Source organism: Chryseobacterium aahli, assembly GCF_022699665.1.
Lineage (GTDB): Bacteria > Bacteroidota > Bacteroidia > Flavobacteriales > Weeksellaceae > Chryseobacterium > Chryseobacterium aahli.
The window spans coordinates 139,147-154,760 of sequence record NZ_JALDNB010000011.1 but is presented as its reverse complement, the minus strand read 5'-3'; the positions used below and the strand labels follow the sequence as shown (position 1 = coordinate 154,760).

10 protein-coding genes are annotated in these 15,614 nt (G+C 36.7%); 7 read left to right on the top strand and 3 right to left on the bottom strand.

What is annotated here, in order from left to right; genetic code table 11:
- Window positions 1–47: 47 nt before the first annotated feature.
- Entirely contained in the window at window positions 48–1,613 is a 1,566-nt protein-coding gene (locus tag MQX03_RS16820) for an SGNH/GDSL hydrolase family protein (RefSeq protein WP_242804430.1), read from the bottom strand.
- Between the two features lie 10 nt (window positions 1,614–1,623).
- Window positions 1,624–2,862 carry an OmpP1/FadL family transporter gene (locus MQX03_RS16815; protein WP_242804429.1) on the bottom strand — a complete coding sequence of 413 codons (1,239 nt, stop codon included), beginning with the start codon at window positions 2,860–2,862 and terminating at the stop codon, window positions 1,624–1,626.
- A 279-nt stretch (window positions 2,863–3,141) separates the two neighbouring features.
- On the opposite strand from MQX03_RS16815, the gene ricT reads away from it, so the two are divergent.
- From ricT to MQX03_RS16790, 5 genes are all read left to right on the top strand, one after another.
- A complete protein-coding gene (gene ricT, locus MQX03_RS16810; RefSeq protein ID WP_242804428.1) occupies window positions 3,142–4,593 on the top strand; it encodes a regulatory iron-sulfur-containing complex subunit RicT in 1,452 nt (483 codons plus the stop codon).
- Window positions 4,586–5,047 (top strand): gliding motility lipoprotein GldH, encoded by a 462-nt coding sequence (locus MQX03_RS16805; protein ID WP_242804426.1) that lies wholly within the window; start codon window positions 4,586–4,588, stop codon window positions 5,045–5,047. The genes ricT and MQX03_RS16805 overlap by 8 nt, the downstream gene beginning before the upstream one ends.
- A gap of 5 nt (window positions 5,048–5,052) precedes the next feature.
- Window positions 5,053–7,437, top strand: a complete 2,385-nt coding sequence (locus MQX03_RS16800) for a penicillin-binding protein 1A (RefSeq protein ID WP_242804424.1) — start codon at window positions 5,053–5,055, stop codon at window positions 7,435–7,437.
- A gap of 76 nt (window positions 7,438–7,513) precedes the next feature.
- On the top strand, window positions 7,514–9,055 hold the full coding sequence (locus MQX03_RS16795; RefSeq protein WP_242804422.1) for a protein adenylyltransferase SelO: 1,542 nt from the start codon (window positions 7,514–7,516) through the stop codon (window positions 9,053–9,055).
- Window positions 9,056–9,139: 84 nt separating this feature from the next.
- Entirely contained in the window at window positions 9,140–10,414 is a 1,275-nt protein-coding gene (locus tag MQX03_RS16790; RefSeq protein ID WP_242804421.1) for a DUF6080 domain-containing protein, read from the top strand.
- Window positions 10,415–10,467: 53 nt separating this feature from the next.
- Here the strand turns inward: MQX03_RS16790 and MQX03_RS16785 are convergent, their stop codons facing one another.
- Window positions 10,468–11,001 carry an SPOR domain-containing protein gene (locus MQX03_RS16785; protein WP_242804420.1) on the bottom strand — a complete coding sequence of 178 codons (534 nt, stop codon included), beginning with the start codon at window positions 10,999–11,001 and terminating at the stop codon, window positions 10,468–10,470.
- Between the two features lie 183 nt (window positions 11,002–11,184).
- Between MQX03_RS16785 and MQX03_RS16780 the strand changes: the two genes are divergently transcribed.
- Window positions 11,185–12,537 carry a c-type cytochrome gene (locus MQX03_RS16780; protein WP_242804419.1) on the top strand — a complete coding sequence of 451 codons (1,353 nt, stop codon included), beginning with the start codon at window positions 11,185–11,187 and terminating at the stop codon, window positions 12,535–12,537.
- A gap of 23 nt (window positions 12,538–12,560) precedes the next feature.
- Window positions 12,561–15,605 carry a TAT-variant-translocated molybdopterin oxidoreductase gene (locus MQX03_RS16775; protein WP_242804418.1) on the top strand — a complete coding sequence of 1,015 codons (3,045 nt, stop codon included), beginning with the start codon at window positions 12,561–12,563 and terminating at the stop codon, window positions 15,603–15,605.
- Window positions 15,606–15,614 lie beyond the last annotated feature (9 nt).

Sequence of the window (15,614 nt, the reverse complement as noted above, 5' to 3'; positions counted from 1 at the left end):
CCACAAGAATCAATCCTGTGGTTTCGTTTTTTATTTTTTATTAAATTTTACGGGAATGTAACTCCCGAATATTTATTAGGATCTACTTGTGGTAAAGTAGATTTATACTTATTGTTGATAGATTTTATAAATTCATTAGCAACGATAGCATAGCCTCTACCCGTAAGGTGTACACCATCAAGAGAGAATGCTCCTCCGGTAACAAATGTCGCAGTATATTTCACGCCATTCCAAGAAATTCCTGATTTGGAATTCAATTCTGACATTTTTGCATTCATATCAACAAAAGCAAGACCATAAGAATCTGCCATTGCCTTAATTGAAGTATTGTAAGCTTTAACGGCTGTACCAATATTATTTACTTCATCTGTTGTTAAAGAATACTGATCTCCGATTGGGAAACTCGCACCATAAATAAACACTGAACTAGGTGTTGCCGGTTGATTAGTCGTCGCATCTAAACCTAATAAAGCACTAGATGTAAGAAGCATTAATTCTCCCGGTTTTGCCTGACGTGCTCTTCCGAAAGCATTTCCTATAAATGCAGCCTGAGCAGCAGGAACACCTCCTGCAGTTAATGCACCCGTAAGCTGAGCTGAAAGGTTTGCCAATTTATTATCAATAATAAGAACAGGATTATTTCCTGCTACAACAGGATTAATTCTGTCTCCTTGTCCAAATGCTGTAAGAGCAGCCTTCAACGGTCCATAAAGCTGTGTATTTAAAGCCTGAGCTTTTGCAGCATCTAAAGGAATTGCATTATAAGGCACTCTCGTAAAAAACGGAATATTGGTAACATCCGGAATATTCCCAATAATTCCTTTTGTAGATCCTACACTTTTTAAACCATCCAGAACAGCCTTTATAGAACCTGCCACAACATTAGCATCTGAAATATCATTTGATTTATAAGTCGCCGGATTAGTATTTCCAGTTTGAACTGTTGCAGCCGTATAAGTAGTTACACCTCCGGTGGTTTGTGAATTTGTTCCTCCGTTTGTTGCATAAGATAGTACGTCGTTATTTCCTATCCAAAGAGAGAAGAATGTTGGCTTTTGTACCATCGCATCTGCCAAAACACTTGTAGTTGCGGAAGAAGCAAATCTTACAAAATAAGGATTTGCCGTTCCTGTTGCCAAACCAGCGAGACTACCATAATTTGGAGCAACTAAATGAAAAGATTTTGCACCTGGAACACCCAAATTATTATAAGGTCTTCCAGCCGACACATTATCCAAAGCTGCAGCAGCAGGAGAAGCACTTGGAGCCAACGCTCCGTTAGTCATTTTCAAAACAAGCTTTCCGGGAAAACCAGGTAAATTTGTAAAACCTCCAACATTATTTGGCATCATCGGTTGTTTAAACCCACCACCGCCTGCAAGTTTCATCTGCATAGCAATCATGCTCGGATAAGATTCATTTTGTCCATCGCTATAAAGCGTTCCGTCTCTATATCCTGAAGTTAATGAGTTTCCTAACGAAACATAATTTGAGAAATCTGCTTCACCTCTAGTAACTACAATGTCTTGTACATCAGTATCAAAATCCGTTTCGCAACTTGTTGTAAAGAAAAACGCAGAAACAGCAAGTGTAGATATTATTATTTTTTTCATATTAATTCAATTAAAAAGGGTTGTAAGATAAACCTAGACCAAAATAGAATGCTTTTGCCTTCGCCTGACCGTAGAAACCAAGGTAATTATTTTTCACGTCTCTGCTTTGTGGCATTACATATCCACCGGCAACATCAACTCCGAATTGTTTAAATTTAAATCCTAAACCACCCGTAAGTACAAAAGAATCAAAGGAAGGTGTCTCAGGGATAAAGTTTTCGTCCTCATAAGGAGATTCATCATAGTAAGCACCCAAACGCCCGAAGACCATATTGCTGAACATGTACTGAGTACCAAGTCTAACGGTTTTAGAATTCTTAAAGTTTTTAGGAGCAACAAGTACTGTTGGGTCTGCCTGATTTCCGATTGGAGCATTTGCAAAATCTAATGTCAGCTTGCTGTATCTAGACCATCCGTGGTAATTAAAATCTGCCGAAACCAACCATTTAGGAGTTACTTTATAGGTCATACCGATTGTGTATTCATCCACCAAAGGTAATGTAGCAGTAAAACCGTCTTGTCCGGCACCGTTTAATCCTAATAAAGTATTCACAGTATTTTGTGCAGGAACGGTAAATGTTGCAGTTCCTTTTTTAGCTTTCATATCAACTGGTGAGCGATAAGCAATACTCATGTCAAATTTTGGGTCGGGTCTGAAATAAAAACCAAAACCATAACCATGTCCGCTTGCTTTCTCATCATTAATATTTACTGTACCACCAAACTGTGTAACAGCTTTATCCCAATTTACTTGTCCTCTAGCATAGATATAACTTGCACCAAAAGACAACCAATCTGCCATCTTTACAGAAACCATTGGCTGAAAATAGAAACTTTTCAACTCAAGTTTTTGCACCATTTCTCTACCCTCCCAATCGTAAGGATATTGAATTGTACTACCAAAAGGCGTAGAAAAACTGAAACCAATAGATAATTTGTCGATTGGCTTGTACGCAATCGCAGCATAAATTGGTGTACCCATTGGGTTATCTGTTTCTGTACTCTGTAAAGTATTTAAATTTTGAAAAGTAACTTTATTACTCGCTCCAAAACCTCCGGCAACGATACTCAGTTTCGAAGGAATGAATGACATACCTGCAGGGTTAAAGAATGCAACACTCGCATCTTCAGCATGAGCACTGGTGTGCGCCATTGCCAATTGCTTTACCCCTTGCAAAGAAACTCTGAAGCCCCCCGCATAAGATAGAACCCCAGCCAACAAAGCAGTTGATACTAATATTTTTTTCATAGACATTTATTATATATTCCAAATATAAAATTATTTTGACTATGCTTGTTAAATAATCTTAATTTTTTAAACAAAGTCACAAAAGAAAACTATGTTTGAAATAATACTTTGCATAAATCACCCGCTAAGTAACTATCTTTAAATATATTACAAAACAAACAGTCATATATTATTCACAATGTTTAAGTTTAAACATTTTACAAAATAAAGATTTACTATTTTTGGAATTGTGTAAAGATAAAAATCAATAAATTTGCAAGATTAAATAAATTATAATATATGAGTTGTGGATGCAAAACATCCGGCGATTCTGCACATTCTTGCGGAACGAAATCCGCGAATGGCTGTGAAAGTGTAAATACCTGTGGTAATAGTTATAAATTAAGTGTTTTCGATTGGTTATCTAACGTACAAAACCCGGTGTCTAACCGATTTGATTTTGTGGAAGTTAGGTTTAAAAATGACAGAAAATCGTTTTATAAAAATGTAAACAATATTCCTTTACATATAGGTAGCGTAGTAACAGTAGAATCTAGCCCCGGACACGATGTAGGAGTGGTAAGTCTCTCAGGAGAATTGGTAAAAATTCAGATGAAAAAGAAAAGATTTTCAACTGAAGACCCACTTAAAATATACAGACTGGCTAACCAAAAAGACATCGAAGTCTGGCAGGAAGCAAGAAAAAAAGAAGAAACCGTAAAGGTCGACGCAAGAAAAATATCTCACAGATTAGGTCTTGAAATGAAGATCACAGATGTGGAATATCAGGGCGATGCCTCAAAAGTCACATTTTATTACACAGCAGATAACCGTGTAGATTTTAGAATGTTGATTAAGGAGTTCGCAGGAACTTTCAGAACCAAAATCGATATGAAACAAATTGGTTTCAGACAGGAAGCCGCAAAAATCGGTGGAATTGGTTCATGTGGAAGAGAACTGTGCTGTTCAACATGGTTAACAGATTTCAGATCAGTAAATACCAACGTTGCAAGATATCAGCAATTAAGCATCAATCCTCAGAAATTAGCAGGACAGTGCGGAAAACTGAAATGTTGTTTGAATTATGAGCTTGATAGTTACTTGGATGCATTAAGTCATTTCCCATCTTCATCTACAATGTTGGATACGGAAAAAGGAAGAGCTTTTTGTATAAAAATCGACGTTTTCAAAAAGAAAATGTGGTTTGCTTACGTTGATAGCTCAATGGCTTGGTACGATTTCGATATCGATTTAGTTAAAAAACTGATTGCACAAAATAAAAAAGGCGAAAGAATACTTCCGCTTGAAGAATTGAAGGTACCGGATATTGCCTTACCAAGTGTAGATCTTATTCAGGAGAACAGTGTTGACAGATTTGAGAAGAAAAACAGAGGAGGTTTCAATAAAAATAGAAATCCTAATCAGAATCAAAACCCAAATCAGAGCAGACCTAATAATAATCCCGGACCGAGAAAAGATCGCCCGGAAAGGACTGACAGAAATGACAGACCTCAAAAAACGGATCGTCCTACAGCTGAAAGACCTGTAAATTCTGAAAGACCAAAAAATACAAACCCGAACGCTAAACCTAATCCGAACCAGAACCCAAATCAAAGACCGCCAAAGCAACAACAGCCAAAGGTTCAGGTAGAAAAAGCAGAGGCTAATGTAAATGCAGAGCAAAAACCACAGCAACCTCCAAAAAAGAAATTTAAAAAGAAATTCCCGCCCAAAAAAGATAACAATGCATAGAGTTTTAGGGGTAATAATGCTTATTTTTTTAGTAGGATGCAACGCTTCAGGCGAAGATGTCATCATGAATCCTATTGATAGCAAATGGAGTAAAAAAGCCGAACAGAAATTTAAACTTGAAATTACGGATCCGCAAAATCCTAAAAATATTATATTTGTTGTAAGGAATAATAATGATTATCCTTACAGCAATATTAGATTTATTGTTAATTTTAAAAACCCAAAAAGCAAAATCGCTCAGGTTGACACGCTGAATTATATTTTGGCAAAACCAAATGGCGAGTGGCTGGGAACGGGATTTGGAGAAACAAAGGAAACTTTATTTCAGTACAAAACAAATTATAAATTCCCTGAAAAAGGAACGTATGAAATTGGCGTTGCCCAGGCAATGCGAAACGATGCACTTCCGGGAATTGAAGACTTAGGTATAAAAGTAGAAACGGCTAAACCGTAATTTACATGGAAGAAAACAGACAAAATACAGGAAACAGAGGAAAAACATTCCCGCTTCCTCCTAAAAAGAATGCTAAAAGTACTGCTTGGAAAAGGTGGGTCAAATTTATTTGGGTTAGCTTTATCGCAGTAGTTTTAGGAATTTCAGGGCTTTTTTTTGCGGTCTCCCAAGGTTTTCTTGGTGAAATGCCTGATGTAAAAGAACTTGAAAATCCAGACATCTATGTTGCATCGCAGATTTTTTCTGCAGACGGAGTGCTTTTAGGTAAATTTGAGAAAGAAAAAACTCAACCAGTTACTTATCAGGAACTTCCGCCACATCTTATTTATGCGCTTCAAGCTAAAGAAGATGAGCGATTTAAAGAGCATTCTGGTATTGATTTAAAATCTATTTTAAGAGCTGTAAGATTTGGAGGTGACAGAGGTGGAGGTTCTACGATTACTCAGCAGTTAGCAAAACTTCTTTTCACAAAAGAACCTTCTAAAAATCCCGTAAAAAGAGCCATTCAAAAGCTTAAAGAATGGGTTGTTGCGGTAAGCTTAGAGAAAAGGTATACCAAAGAAGAAATTATTACTCTTTACTTCAATAAATTTGACTTCACTTATAATGCCAATGGTATTGAAATGGCTTCAAAAATTTACTTCAACAAATCTGCGAAGCAGCTTACATTACCCGAAGCCGCGGTTTTCGTGTCAATGTTGGAGGCTCCGATTGCAAATAATCCTTTGAGAAATCCGGATAGAGCAAAAAGAAGAAGAGACGTTGTACTTTCTCAAATGCTTGAAACAGGTTATATTGACCAAGCAACATATGACAAAGCAATCGCAACTCCAATCAATACAGATTATACTCCGATTAAAAACATCAATGATAATCATTCTGCTTACTTTAAGTTTTATTTAAAGAAAGAAATTGATAAATATCTTGAAGATTACGAGAAAGCAAAAGGTAAAAAACTGAATCTTTACAAAGACGGTTTGAAAATTTATGTGACCCTTGATTCTAAAATGCAGAAATACGCTGAAGAGTCAATCAAAGAACACTTAACTGACCTTCAGAAAAGATTCGATGCAGAGCAGAGAGGAAGAAAAAACAGACCCTTCTATTACTTAAATGACAAGCAGGCAAATGCAGTAATGATGCAGGCTGTAAAGAGAACCGGACGTTACAAACAACTCGCAAGAGCTGGTGTACCGGAAGATTCTATCATGCTTGAATTCCACAAACCCATAAAAACTTCACGTTTTACTTGGGCTGGAGAGGAAGAGGTAGAAATGTCTCCTTGGGATTCTATTAGATATCATAAACAAATTGCACAAGCAGGTTTAATGTCTATGGTTCCCGGAACTGGAGAAATTAAAGCTTGGGTGGGGGGTATCGATTGGCAACATTTCCAATATGACCACATTAAACAAGGAAAAAGACAGGTAGGATCTACATTTAAGCCTTTCGTTTATGCTACGGCAATTATGAAATTAGGTTTAACACCTTGTTCAACCATATCAAATGCTCCATACAGTCACAACGGCTGGAATGTTGGTGGAGGTCGTGGTGGAATGATTACTTTAAAAGATGCATTAGCACACTCTCAAAACCCGGTGGCAGCACGTTTGATTGAAATGACTGGTGCAGATGCTGTAATTCAAACCGCAAGAGACCTGGGTGTAACAGAAGAAATCCCAAGAAACAATACAATTGCGTTAGGTTCTTCTGATATTACCATTTACGAAATGTTAGGAGCCTACAGCACTTTCGCCAACTACGGAAACTACAATAAGCCCGAGATGATCTGGAGAATTGAAGATGCCAACAATAGAGTGATAAAAGAAATTAATTCTGAGCCGAAAGAAGTAATGAATCCTAACTACGCATACACCATGATTGAATTGATGAAGGGTGTTGCTCAATATGGAACTGCCTCTGGGGAGCTTAGCAGACGAGGAATTTCTAAAGATGTGGAAATAGCAGGTAAAACTGGTACTACACAAAACAACTCTGATGGTTGGTTTATGGGAATTACTCCGAAATTAGCAACCGGAGCCTGGGTAGGCTGGGAAGACAGAGCAACCCACTTCTGGGGAACCGGTGAAGGTCAGGGGGCAAAAATGGCATTACCAATTTGGGCGATTTTCATGAAGAAAGTCTGGGCAGACAAATCGCTTAAGATTTCTCAGGAAGATAAATTTGTAAAACCTAGCGAATGGAAAGATGGGTGTAGCAATCTTCAGGGACTGAGCGGTGGTTATGGTGATGATGGCGGATTACAAACCATTGATCAAATTAAGAATCCAAAACAGGCAGATCCTACGCCGAAAAACAATTCGGGTAAAAAAGAGGATAATGTCAATGAGAATCTCAATACCGGAGACGATATAGATTTTAATAAATAAAATTTTTAATAATTATAATAAGACCTTTCAATCACTGAAAGGTCTTTTTTTGGCCTTGTTTTCATAAATTTGAACCATGAATCTTCAAAATATCAAACAACCATTTCTTGAAATTTTTCCAGGTGATTTTTCCAAAAATCCAATCCAGAGAAATACGCCTAAAGTTTTGTTTTCTACCATAGATCCTGTGGGATTTGATAAGCCTAAACTGATTGTTTTTAACGAAAAACTTTCCGAAGAAATAGGTTTGGGAAAATTGAATGACAACGATCTTGATTTTCTTGTCGGAAATAATTTACCTGAGAATATAAAAACCTATGCCACCGCCTACGCCGGACATCAATTTGGAAACTGGGCAGGACAATTGGGTGACGGAAGAGCAATTCTTGCCGGGGAAATAGAAAACAATGAAGGTCTGAAAACTGAAATCCAATGGAAAGGCGCGGGAGCAACACCATACTCCAGACACGCTGACGGAAGAGCAGTTTTAAGATCTTCTGTCAGAGAATATTTAATGAGCGAAGCGATGTATCATTTAGGAATTCCTACTACAAGAGGATTAAGTTTGTGCTTCACCGGAGAAAATGTAGTACGTGATATGATGTACAGTGGAAATCCACAAGAAGAAAAAGGCGCAGTGGTGGTAAGAACTGCAGAAAGTTTTCTGCGTTTCGGACATTTTGAACTAATGTCTGCTCAAAAAGAAATCGATACTTTACAGAAATTGGCAGATTTCACAATCAAAAATTACTTCCCCGAAATCACTTCCGAAAGCGAACAAAAATATAAAGACTTTTTCCAATCCGTTTGTACTAAAACTGCAGATTTAATGGTTGAATGGTTCAGAGTTGGTTTCGTACATGGTGTGATGAATACCGACAACATGTCGATTCTCGGTTTGACAATTGACTTCGGACCGTTTTCGATGATGGATGAATATGATTTAAATTTCACTCCAAACACAACAGATTTACCGGGAAGAAGATACGCTTTCGGGAAACAAGGTCAAATTTCTCAATGGAACCTATGGCAATTGGCCAATGCCCTTTTTGCATTAATTAAGGATGAAAAATTCCTCGAAGAAACTTTGAATTCTTACGGAAGCTATTTTTGGAAAGCGCATGACGAAATGCTTTGCAATAAATTTGGTTTTGATGAATTAAAAGAAACCGACGAAGAATTTTTCACCAATTGGCAAGGCTTGATGCAGGAACTTCAACTCGACTATACATTATTTTTCAATTTATTGGAAAAAATTGATTTTATTACTGATTTTAAAACAGATTTTCAGAAAATTTCTTACACTATTTTGGATGAGGTTAAAATCAGAAAGATTGAAAATTTCATTGAACAATATCAGTCACGATTAGAAAGTAACTCAATTTCAAAAGAAGATTCATTAAATTTAATGAAGAAAGCAAACCCGAAATTTCTTTTGAGAAACTATCTTTTATTTGAATGCATCGAAGAAATTAACGAAGGAAAAATAGAAATGCTAGAAAAATTAACAAAGGCTTTAGAAAATCCCTATGAAGAAATTTTTCCTGAGTTCTCGGTGAAAAGACCTTCCAATTATGATGATATTTCTGGATGTTCAATGCTTTCTTGTAGTTCTTAAATGACAAAAAAATAGCAGAATTAAATATCAAACTCACCCTCATCGGTGAGTTTTTTTATTTTATTTTTGCAGAAATTTAAATACGTGTCTATTAAATCAAAATTTTTAAACTTTTTTAAAATTGTTTTTCCTTCTACATTTTTTGAGTTGGGAATTTTCATCTTCTTTTTAACTGCCTACGGAATTCTGGGCTCATACATTGCGCTCAACTACCGAATTATTTTCGACAGCAGAATTCCTTGGGATGCGTACTTCAGTTTCGATAATAAAGCCATCATCATGACCGGTGGCAGCTTTGAAAGACACCCTCTCTCCTATTACTTTTTTAATTGGATGCGAGATTCTGTTTTGTTTTTTACGAATGGAAAAACGGATGTGAGTTTCAGATTGATTCTGGCTTGGTTAAGCAATTTTATTATCAGTTTAAGCTTGGTTCAGATTTATAAATATTTAAAAAACATCATCAGACTTCCGCTGATAATTAGCTTACTGATTGTTTTCTTTTTCAGTTTATTTTCAACGAATATTCTTCTTTCTTTCACGCCGGAAACATATACCTACACGCTGTTTCTATTGGTCCTATTCAATTATTACACCGCTATCAGATTTAAAAAAGACGGAAAAATTGCGGGTTCTGCATTGGTACTTGCCGGAGTAACAATTGGTGGACTGACTGTAACAAATATTGTTAAAATATTCATCCCTGTTATTTTTGAAAAAGGCCTATTTAAGAGCTGGAAAAAATTTGGAAATGCAGCTTTCCGAGTAATCCTATCTTGTGGAGTTTTTATTCTTTTATATTTGAACCGGATTGATTTTAAGTACCAAAACATCCTTTCGAAATCTGGTGAACAGTATGAAAAGTTCTCGAATGTGAAGTCGACGCCAATTTGGGATATGATTTATTCTTATTTTTTTGGAGGAAACATTCTTTTCCCTAGTTTTTTCATCCGAGAAAAGCACAATATGAAAGGTTTTTACTTTAAAGCCATCTTCATGGAGACTTACTCTACCGCATTTGCCTACATTTTCATCGGACTGATTTTAAGTTTTGTTTTGTGGAGCTATTTTAAAAATTTCAAAAACAAATTGATTCAGATTCTTATGATTTCTTTTTTGGTCGATATTGCCATTCACTGCATCTTCAGATTTGGCCTTCACACCTCATATATCTACGGCGGACACTTCGTTTTTGTTTATCCATTACTGCTGGGCTGGTTATTTTTCGCTTACGGGAATTCACCAAAAACATTATCTTTTCTAACAATAAGTATCGGTGCTTTAACTGTTTTTTTGCTACTAAACAATTACCACCGAATGATAGATTTCTTTGAATTTCTAAACAAATACTACCAATAAAAAAAGGGCGGAGAAATTTAAATTTCTCCGCCCTTTTTAAAATATTTTAAAATCTATTTTGCCTCTGCACAAAAAATTCTGTACTGTACTGCAACCGCAGATTTGAAGTATTCTCTTACTCTTGAAAGATCAGCCGCAGCACTTTGTTTTGTGAAATAACTTCCTGCTAAAATCTTATAATTTGGTCTTAAAGAAGCATCTGTCTCAACCTTAAGATTCGGGAATCTTTTTCTGAAATAGGCTTTCACTTCGTTTGCTTCCTCATTACTTTTTACCGTCGTAATCTGAATTTTAAATCCTAAAATTCTTGGGTTTTTTCTACAAACTTCTGCATTCGTCAACTCCCTACTTGGAACAAAAATTTTAGGTGGTCTCGCCGGAGCATCGTAATCTGTAGGCGTAGAATTATTCATCGCAACTCGTGCACATTTCTCTTCGAGACTGCTCATTGCATCACTCACTCGCGAATCCATCGTCATTACCAGCTCTGTTCCGGACAAAGTATCTTTCTTTACAACCTGTTGGGCATCAAAGGTATAAAAACCAAAGAATGAAAGTGCCGAAAATATTTTTATGAAATTTCTCATTTAAACTTGTTTCTGCAAATTTAGAATAATTTGAAAATACAGCAACCATAGTTATTTAGAATAGTTACAAATTAAACCATAATGACATTTTCCCCTTTGTATATGCCGTTAAATTCATGTTAAAAATATTATTTTTGCGGGATTGATTACACATTCAATATTTACTAACATAAGACAATTTAAATGATTAGTTGGAGAAAGCATTATAAAAAAGGGCTGATTGCGATAGGTTTATTGCTATCAACAAGTGCTTCAATTTACGGGCAAGGCGATCCTGCAAACGGTGAGAAACTTTTTAAGGCAAACTGTACGGCATGTCACGCTTTAGACAAACAAGTTGTAGGACCAGCATTGAAAGGTGTGGTAGAAAGACTTAAGTCTGAGCAGGGACTAGACACAGAATGGCTTCACAAGTGGATTAAAGACAACAAAGCACTCAGAGCTTCTGGCGATAAGTATGCCAACGAAGTTTTTGAAAAGTACAACAAGACTGAAATGCAGGTCTTTCCTAATCTTACAGATAAGGATATTGACGACATTTTAGAGTACACAACTAATCCTCCTGCACCTGTAGCTGCTGTGGCAGAAACTCCTGCACCGGGAGCACCTGCAGCAGGAACACCGGCAAATAACACGACTTCAAGTATTGTCATTATTTCACTTTTAGCAATTGCTGCTTTATTGGTTTGGATCTTAGTCAAACTGAGACAGTTAGTAAAACTAGGTCAGTCTGACGATTTAGCAGGACTTAACGAAACAAGAGTAAAATCTTTCAGTGAAATCTACGAAAAATACCACTATATCGGTAAAGGTCTTTTAGCTGTTTTGGCTATACTAGCAACTTACGGTGTATGGAACTGGATCATGTGGATCGGTGTTTACAAAGGTTATAAGCCTGAACAACCTATCTACTTCTCTCACAAAATTCACGCTGGAGAAAATAAAATCGACTGTCAATTGTGTCACTCAAGTGCTAAATACGGTAAGGTTTCTGAAATTCCTTCTATGAACGTTTGTATGAACTGTCACAGAACAATTTCTGAGTACAAAGGTAAATACATTGAGCCAGGAAAAGATAAAGCATTCTACGATGGAGAAATCCAGAAAATTTATGCTGCAACTGGTTGGGATGCAGAAAAACAACAGTACACAGGTAAAACAACTCCTGTAGAATGGACAAGAATTCACAACATGCCAGATTTCGTGTACTTCAACCACTCTCAGCACGTAGTAGCAGGTGAGCAAGCGATTATCAACTCATTCAACAAGAAAAATCCTGACAACAAGATTGATGTTGTATGTAAAGCTTGTCACGGAAAAATTGATACAATGAATGTGGTACAAATGGCAAATGACTTCACTATGGGATGGTGTATCGAATGTCACAGAACAACAGAAGTTGATATGAACAACGGTTATAATAAAGAATACTTCAAAAATCTACACGAAAAGCTTAAAAAGCAATACCCTCAAGATGGCGGTAAGATTACTGTAGATGCAATTGGAGGTCTTGAGTGTGGTAAATGTCATTATTAATAACTAAAAAATCAGAAGTATAAATGGCTTCAAACAAAATACAATTTAGAAGTATTCACGAACTTAAAGACCCTTCCCTAAACGGAAAGCTGGCTCTTAAAGAGTTCCAAGAAGAAATTCCGGTAGAAGATTTCTTAGGAGATGCTGAGAAAAGTGATGCTAGTACAACAAGAAGAGATTTCTTGAAGTTATTAGGATTCTCTACTGCAGCAGTTACTTTAGCAGCTTGTGAGGCACCGGTAATCAAAACAATTCCTTATGTGGTAAAGCCACATGATATTATTCCGGGAGTTCCTAATTATTACGCTTCAACATATTTTGACGGTTTCGATTTCGCAAGTGTTTTAGTAAAAACCAGAGAAGGAAGACCTATCAAAATTGATCCAAATCCGGCAGCTGGTGATTTAGGTAAAACTAACGCAAGAGCTCAGGCAAGTGTACTTTCTCTTTATGATAACGATAAAGTAAAGCAGCCTAAGTTTGAAGGGAAAGACGAAACTTTTGATAAAGTAGATGATTTTGTAATCAAAGGTTTAGAAGAGGCTAAAGCTTCAGGTAAAAGAATTGTTTTATTATCTCACTCTTTTGCTTCACCTACATTCAAAAAACTATTTGCTGAATTTAAAGCTAAATATCCTACCGCTGAACTGGTAACTTATGATGCAATTCCTTACGCTGCTTCTTTGGATGCTGCACAGGAAGTATTCGGACAGAGAGCTTTACCTGTTTATGACCTTAAAGGTTCTGAATTGGTGGTTGCTTTCCAGGCAGATTTCTTAGGAGAATACAATGCAGCAAGTTTAGAGACTTCTTACGCTGCAGCAAGAAAGCCGGGAGCAAACATGTTGAGACACATTCAAGTGGAATCAAACATGTCATTGACTGGAGCTAATGCAGATTCAAGATACAGATTAAAGCCAAGTGCTGTAAACAAAACTTTGGTTGAAGTTTACAACGCAATTGTTGGAGGTGGCTCTTCAGATAAATTAGCTAACGAACTTGCTAAAGAATTATCAGCAAAAGGAAGCAAAGCTGTTGTTTTCGCTGACGGTTCTAAAGGTGCTCAGGTTTTAGCTCACTTAATCAACCAAAAACTAGGTTCAGTAGCTTTCACTGGTAAAGCAAACTTCTTAAAAGAGTTTGACAAAGCAAGATTCCAGGAATTTTTAGGATGGGTAAATGGCGGACAAGTTGGTGTTTTAATCACAAACAATGTTGACCCGATTTATTCTCATCACAAAGGACAAGATTTCAAAAAATCTTTAGCTAAAGTTCCTTATGTTATTGCTGTTGCAGACAAGAAAAACGAAATGTATAAAGCAGCGAAAGCTGTAATTCCGGTAGCTAACTGGCTAGAATCTTGGGGTGATATTGAGCCTCAGTCTGGAGTTTATTCATTAATGCAGCCAACGATCCAGAAAATTTACAAATCAAGACAGATTGAAGAATCTCTATTGGTTTGGAAAAACGGAAAGAACAACGCAGCAAACAATTATTACGATTATTTAAAAGCGAATTCAGCTTCTGTTTTAGGTGGGACTTCATTCAATAAAGCTTTGTATAATGGTATAGTAGCTTCTACTAATGCAACTACTTTATCTTACGTTGGCGGAAACGCTGCACAGGCTGTTGCTGAATTAGGAAACTTTAAAGCTTCAGATTTAGAATTAGTTTTGTATACAAAGACTTCAATTGGTGACGGAACTCAGGCAAACAATCCTTGGTTGCAGGAATTACCAGATCCATTGACAAGAATGTCTTGGGACAATTACTTAACGATTTCTCCGAAAGATGCGAAAGATTTAGGTATAGAAAATGACCTGAATGCAAGAATGCAGTTAGACGGTTCTATTGTAAATCTTACAGTAAATGGAGTAACGATAAAGGACGTTCCTGTATTTATTCAGCCGGGACAAGCAGACGGATCAGTAGGTCTTGCGCTTGGTTATGGTAAAAAAGATTCAGGAGCAACTGCAGATACTGGGGTAAATGCTTATCCTTTATTTGATGGTTCTAACCTTGTTATTTCTAATGTTAAAATAGAAAAAACAGGTGAAAGCCACGAGTTTGCAGGTATTCAGCTTCAAAACACTCTAATGGGTCGTTATGATATTGCTAAAGAAGTTCCGTTAACGGAATACTTAAATGTAGCATTTGATGATGAACACCATGGATGGAACAAGCCATTGGAATATCATACGATCAGCGGTGCATTACCAGCAGGTAAAATTGACCTTTGGGATGCATTTGATGATACAGACGGTCCTCACTTCAACTTATCAGTTGACTTGAACTCTTGTACTGGTTGTGGAGCATGTATTATTGCTTGTCAGGCAGAAAACAACGTTCCTGTTGTAGGGAAAGAAGAAATCAGAATGTCTAGAGATATGTACTGGTTGAGAATTGACCGTTACTATTCTGCAAAAGAAAAAATCGAGACTAAAGAAGGTGTTGAAAGAGGCTTAAATGTTCCTCAATTGTACGACATCTTGATTGAACCAAATGAAAGTCCAGATGTGATCTTCCAGCCGGTAATGTGTCAACACTGTAACCACGCTCCATGTGAAACGGTATGTCCGGTAGCGGCTACTTCACACGGTAAGCAAGGTCAAAACCACATGGCTTACAACAGATGTATCGGTACTAGATATTGTGCAAACAACTGTCCGTACAAAGTAAGACGTTTCAACTGGTTTACATATAACCTGAATGACCGTTTTGATTTTAATCAAAATAACGATTTAGGAAGAATGGTACTTAACCCGGATGTTGTTGTAAGAACAAGAGGGGTAATGGAAAAATGTTCAATGTGTATCCAACAGACTCAGGCAACCATCTTAAATGCTAAGAAGGAAAACAGAAAAGTAACAGATAATGAATTTAAAAATTCAGTAGCTTGTGCTTCGGCTTGTTCAACAGGATCACTGATGTTTGGAGACATGAATGACAAAGAATCTGAAGTGAGAGAATTATATTCTAGCAACAGAAGATATCATTTACTTGAAGAGATTGGCACAAAACCAAATGTGTTCTATCACACTAAAGTAAGAAACAGAGCAGAAAATTAAAGTTTAAAT

Excerpts from the sequence above, each read along its gene's own strand:
- MQX03_RS16820 (WP_242804430.1), bottom strand. The coding sequence starts at position 1,613 with ATGAAAAAAATAATAATATCTACACTTGCTGTTTCTGCGTTTTTCTTT.
- MQX03_RS16815 (WP_242804429.1), bottom strand. The coding sequence starts at position 2,862 with ATGAAAAAAATATTAGTATCAACTGCTTTGTTGGCTGGGGTTCTATCT.
- MQX03_RS16800 (WP_242804424.1), top strand. The coding sequence starts at position 5,053 with ATGGAAGAAAACAGACAAAATACAGGAAACAGAGGAAAAACATTCCCG.
- MQX03_RS16795 (WP_242804422.1), top strand. The coding sequence starts at position 7,514 with ATGAATCTTCAAAATATCAAACAACCATTTCTTGAAATTTTTCCAGGT.
- ricT (WP_242804428.1), top strand. The coding sequence starts at position 3,142 with ATGAGTTGTGGATGCAAAACATCCGGCGATTCTGCACATTCTTGCGGA.
- MQX03_RS16785 (WP_242804420.1), bottom strand. The coding sequence starts at position 11,001 with ATGAGAAATTTCATAAAAATATTTTCGGCACTTTCATTCTTTGGTTTT.
- MQX03_RS16775 (WP_242804418.1), top strand. The coding sequence starts at position 12,561 with ATGGCTTCAAACAAAATACAATTTAGAAGTATTCACGAACTTAAAGAC.
- MQX03_RS16805 (WP_242804426.1), top strand. The coding sequence starts at position 4,586 with ATGCATAGAGTTTTAGGGGTAATAATGCTTATTTTTTTAGTAGGATGC.
- MQX03_RS16780 (WP_242804419.1), top strand. The coding sequence starts at position 11,185 with ATGATTAGTTGGAGAAAGCATTATAAAAAAGGGCTGATTGCGATAGGT.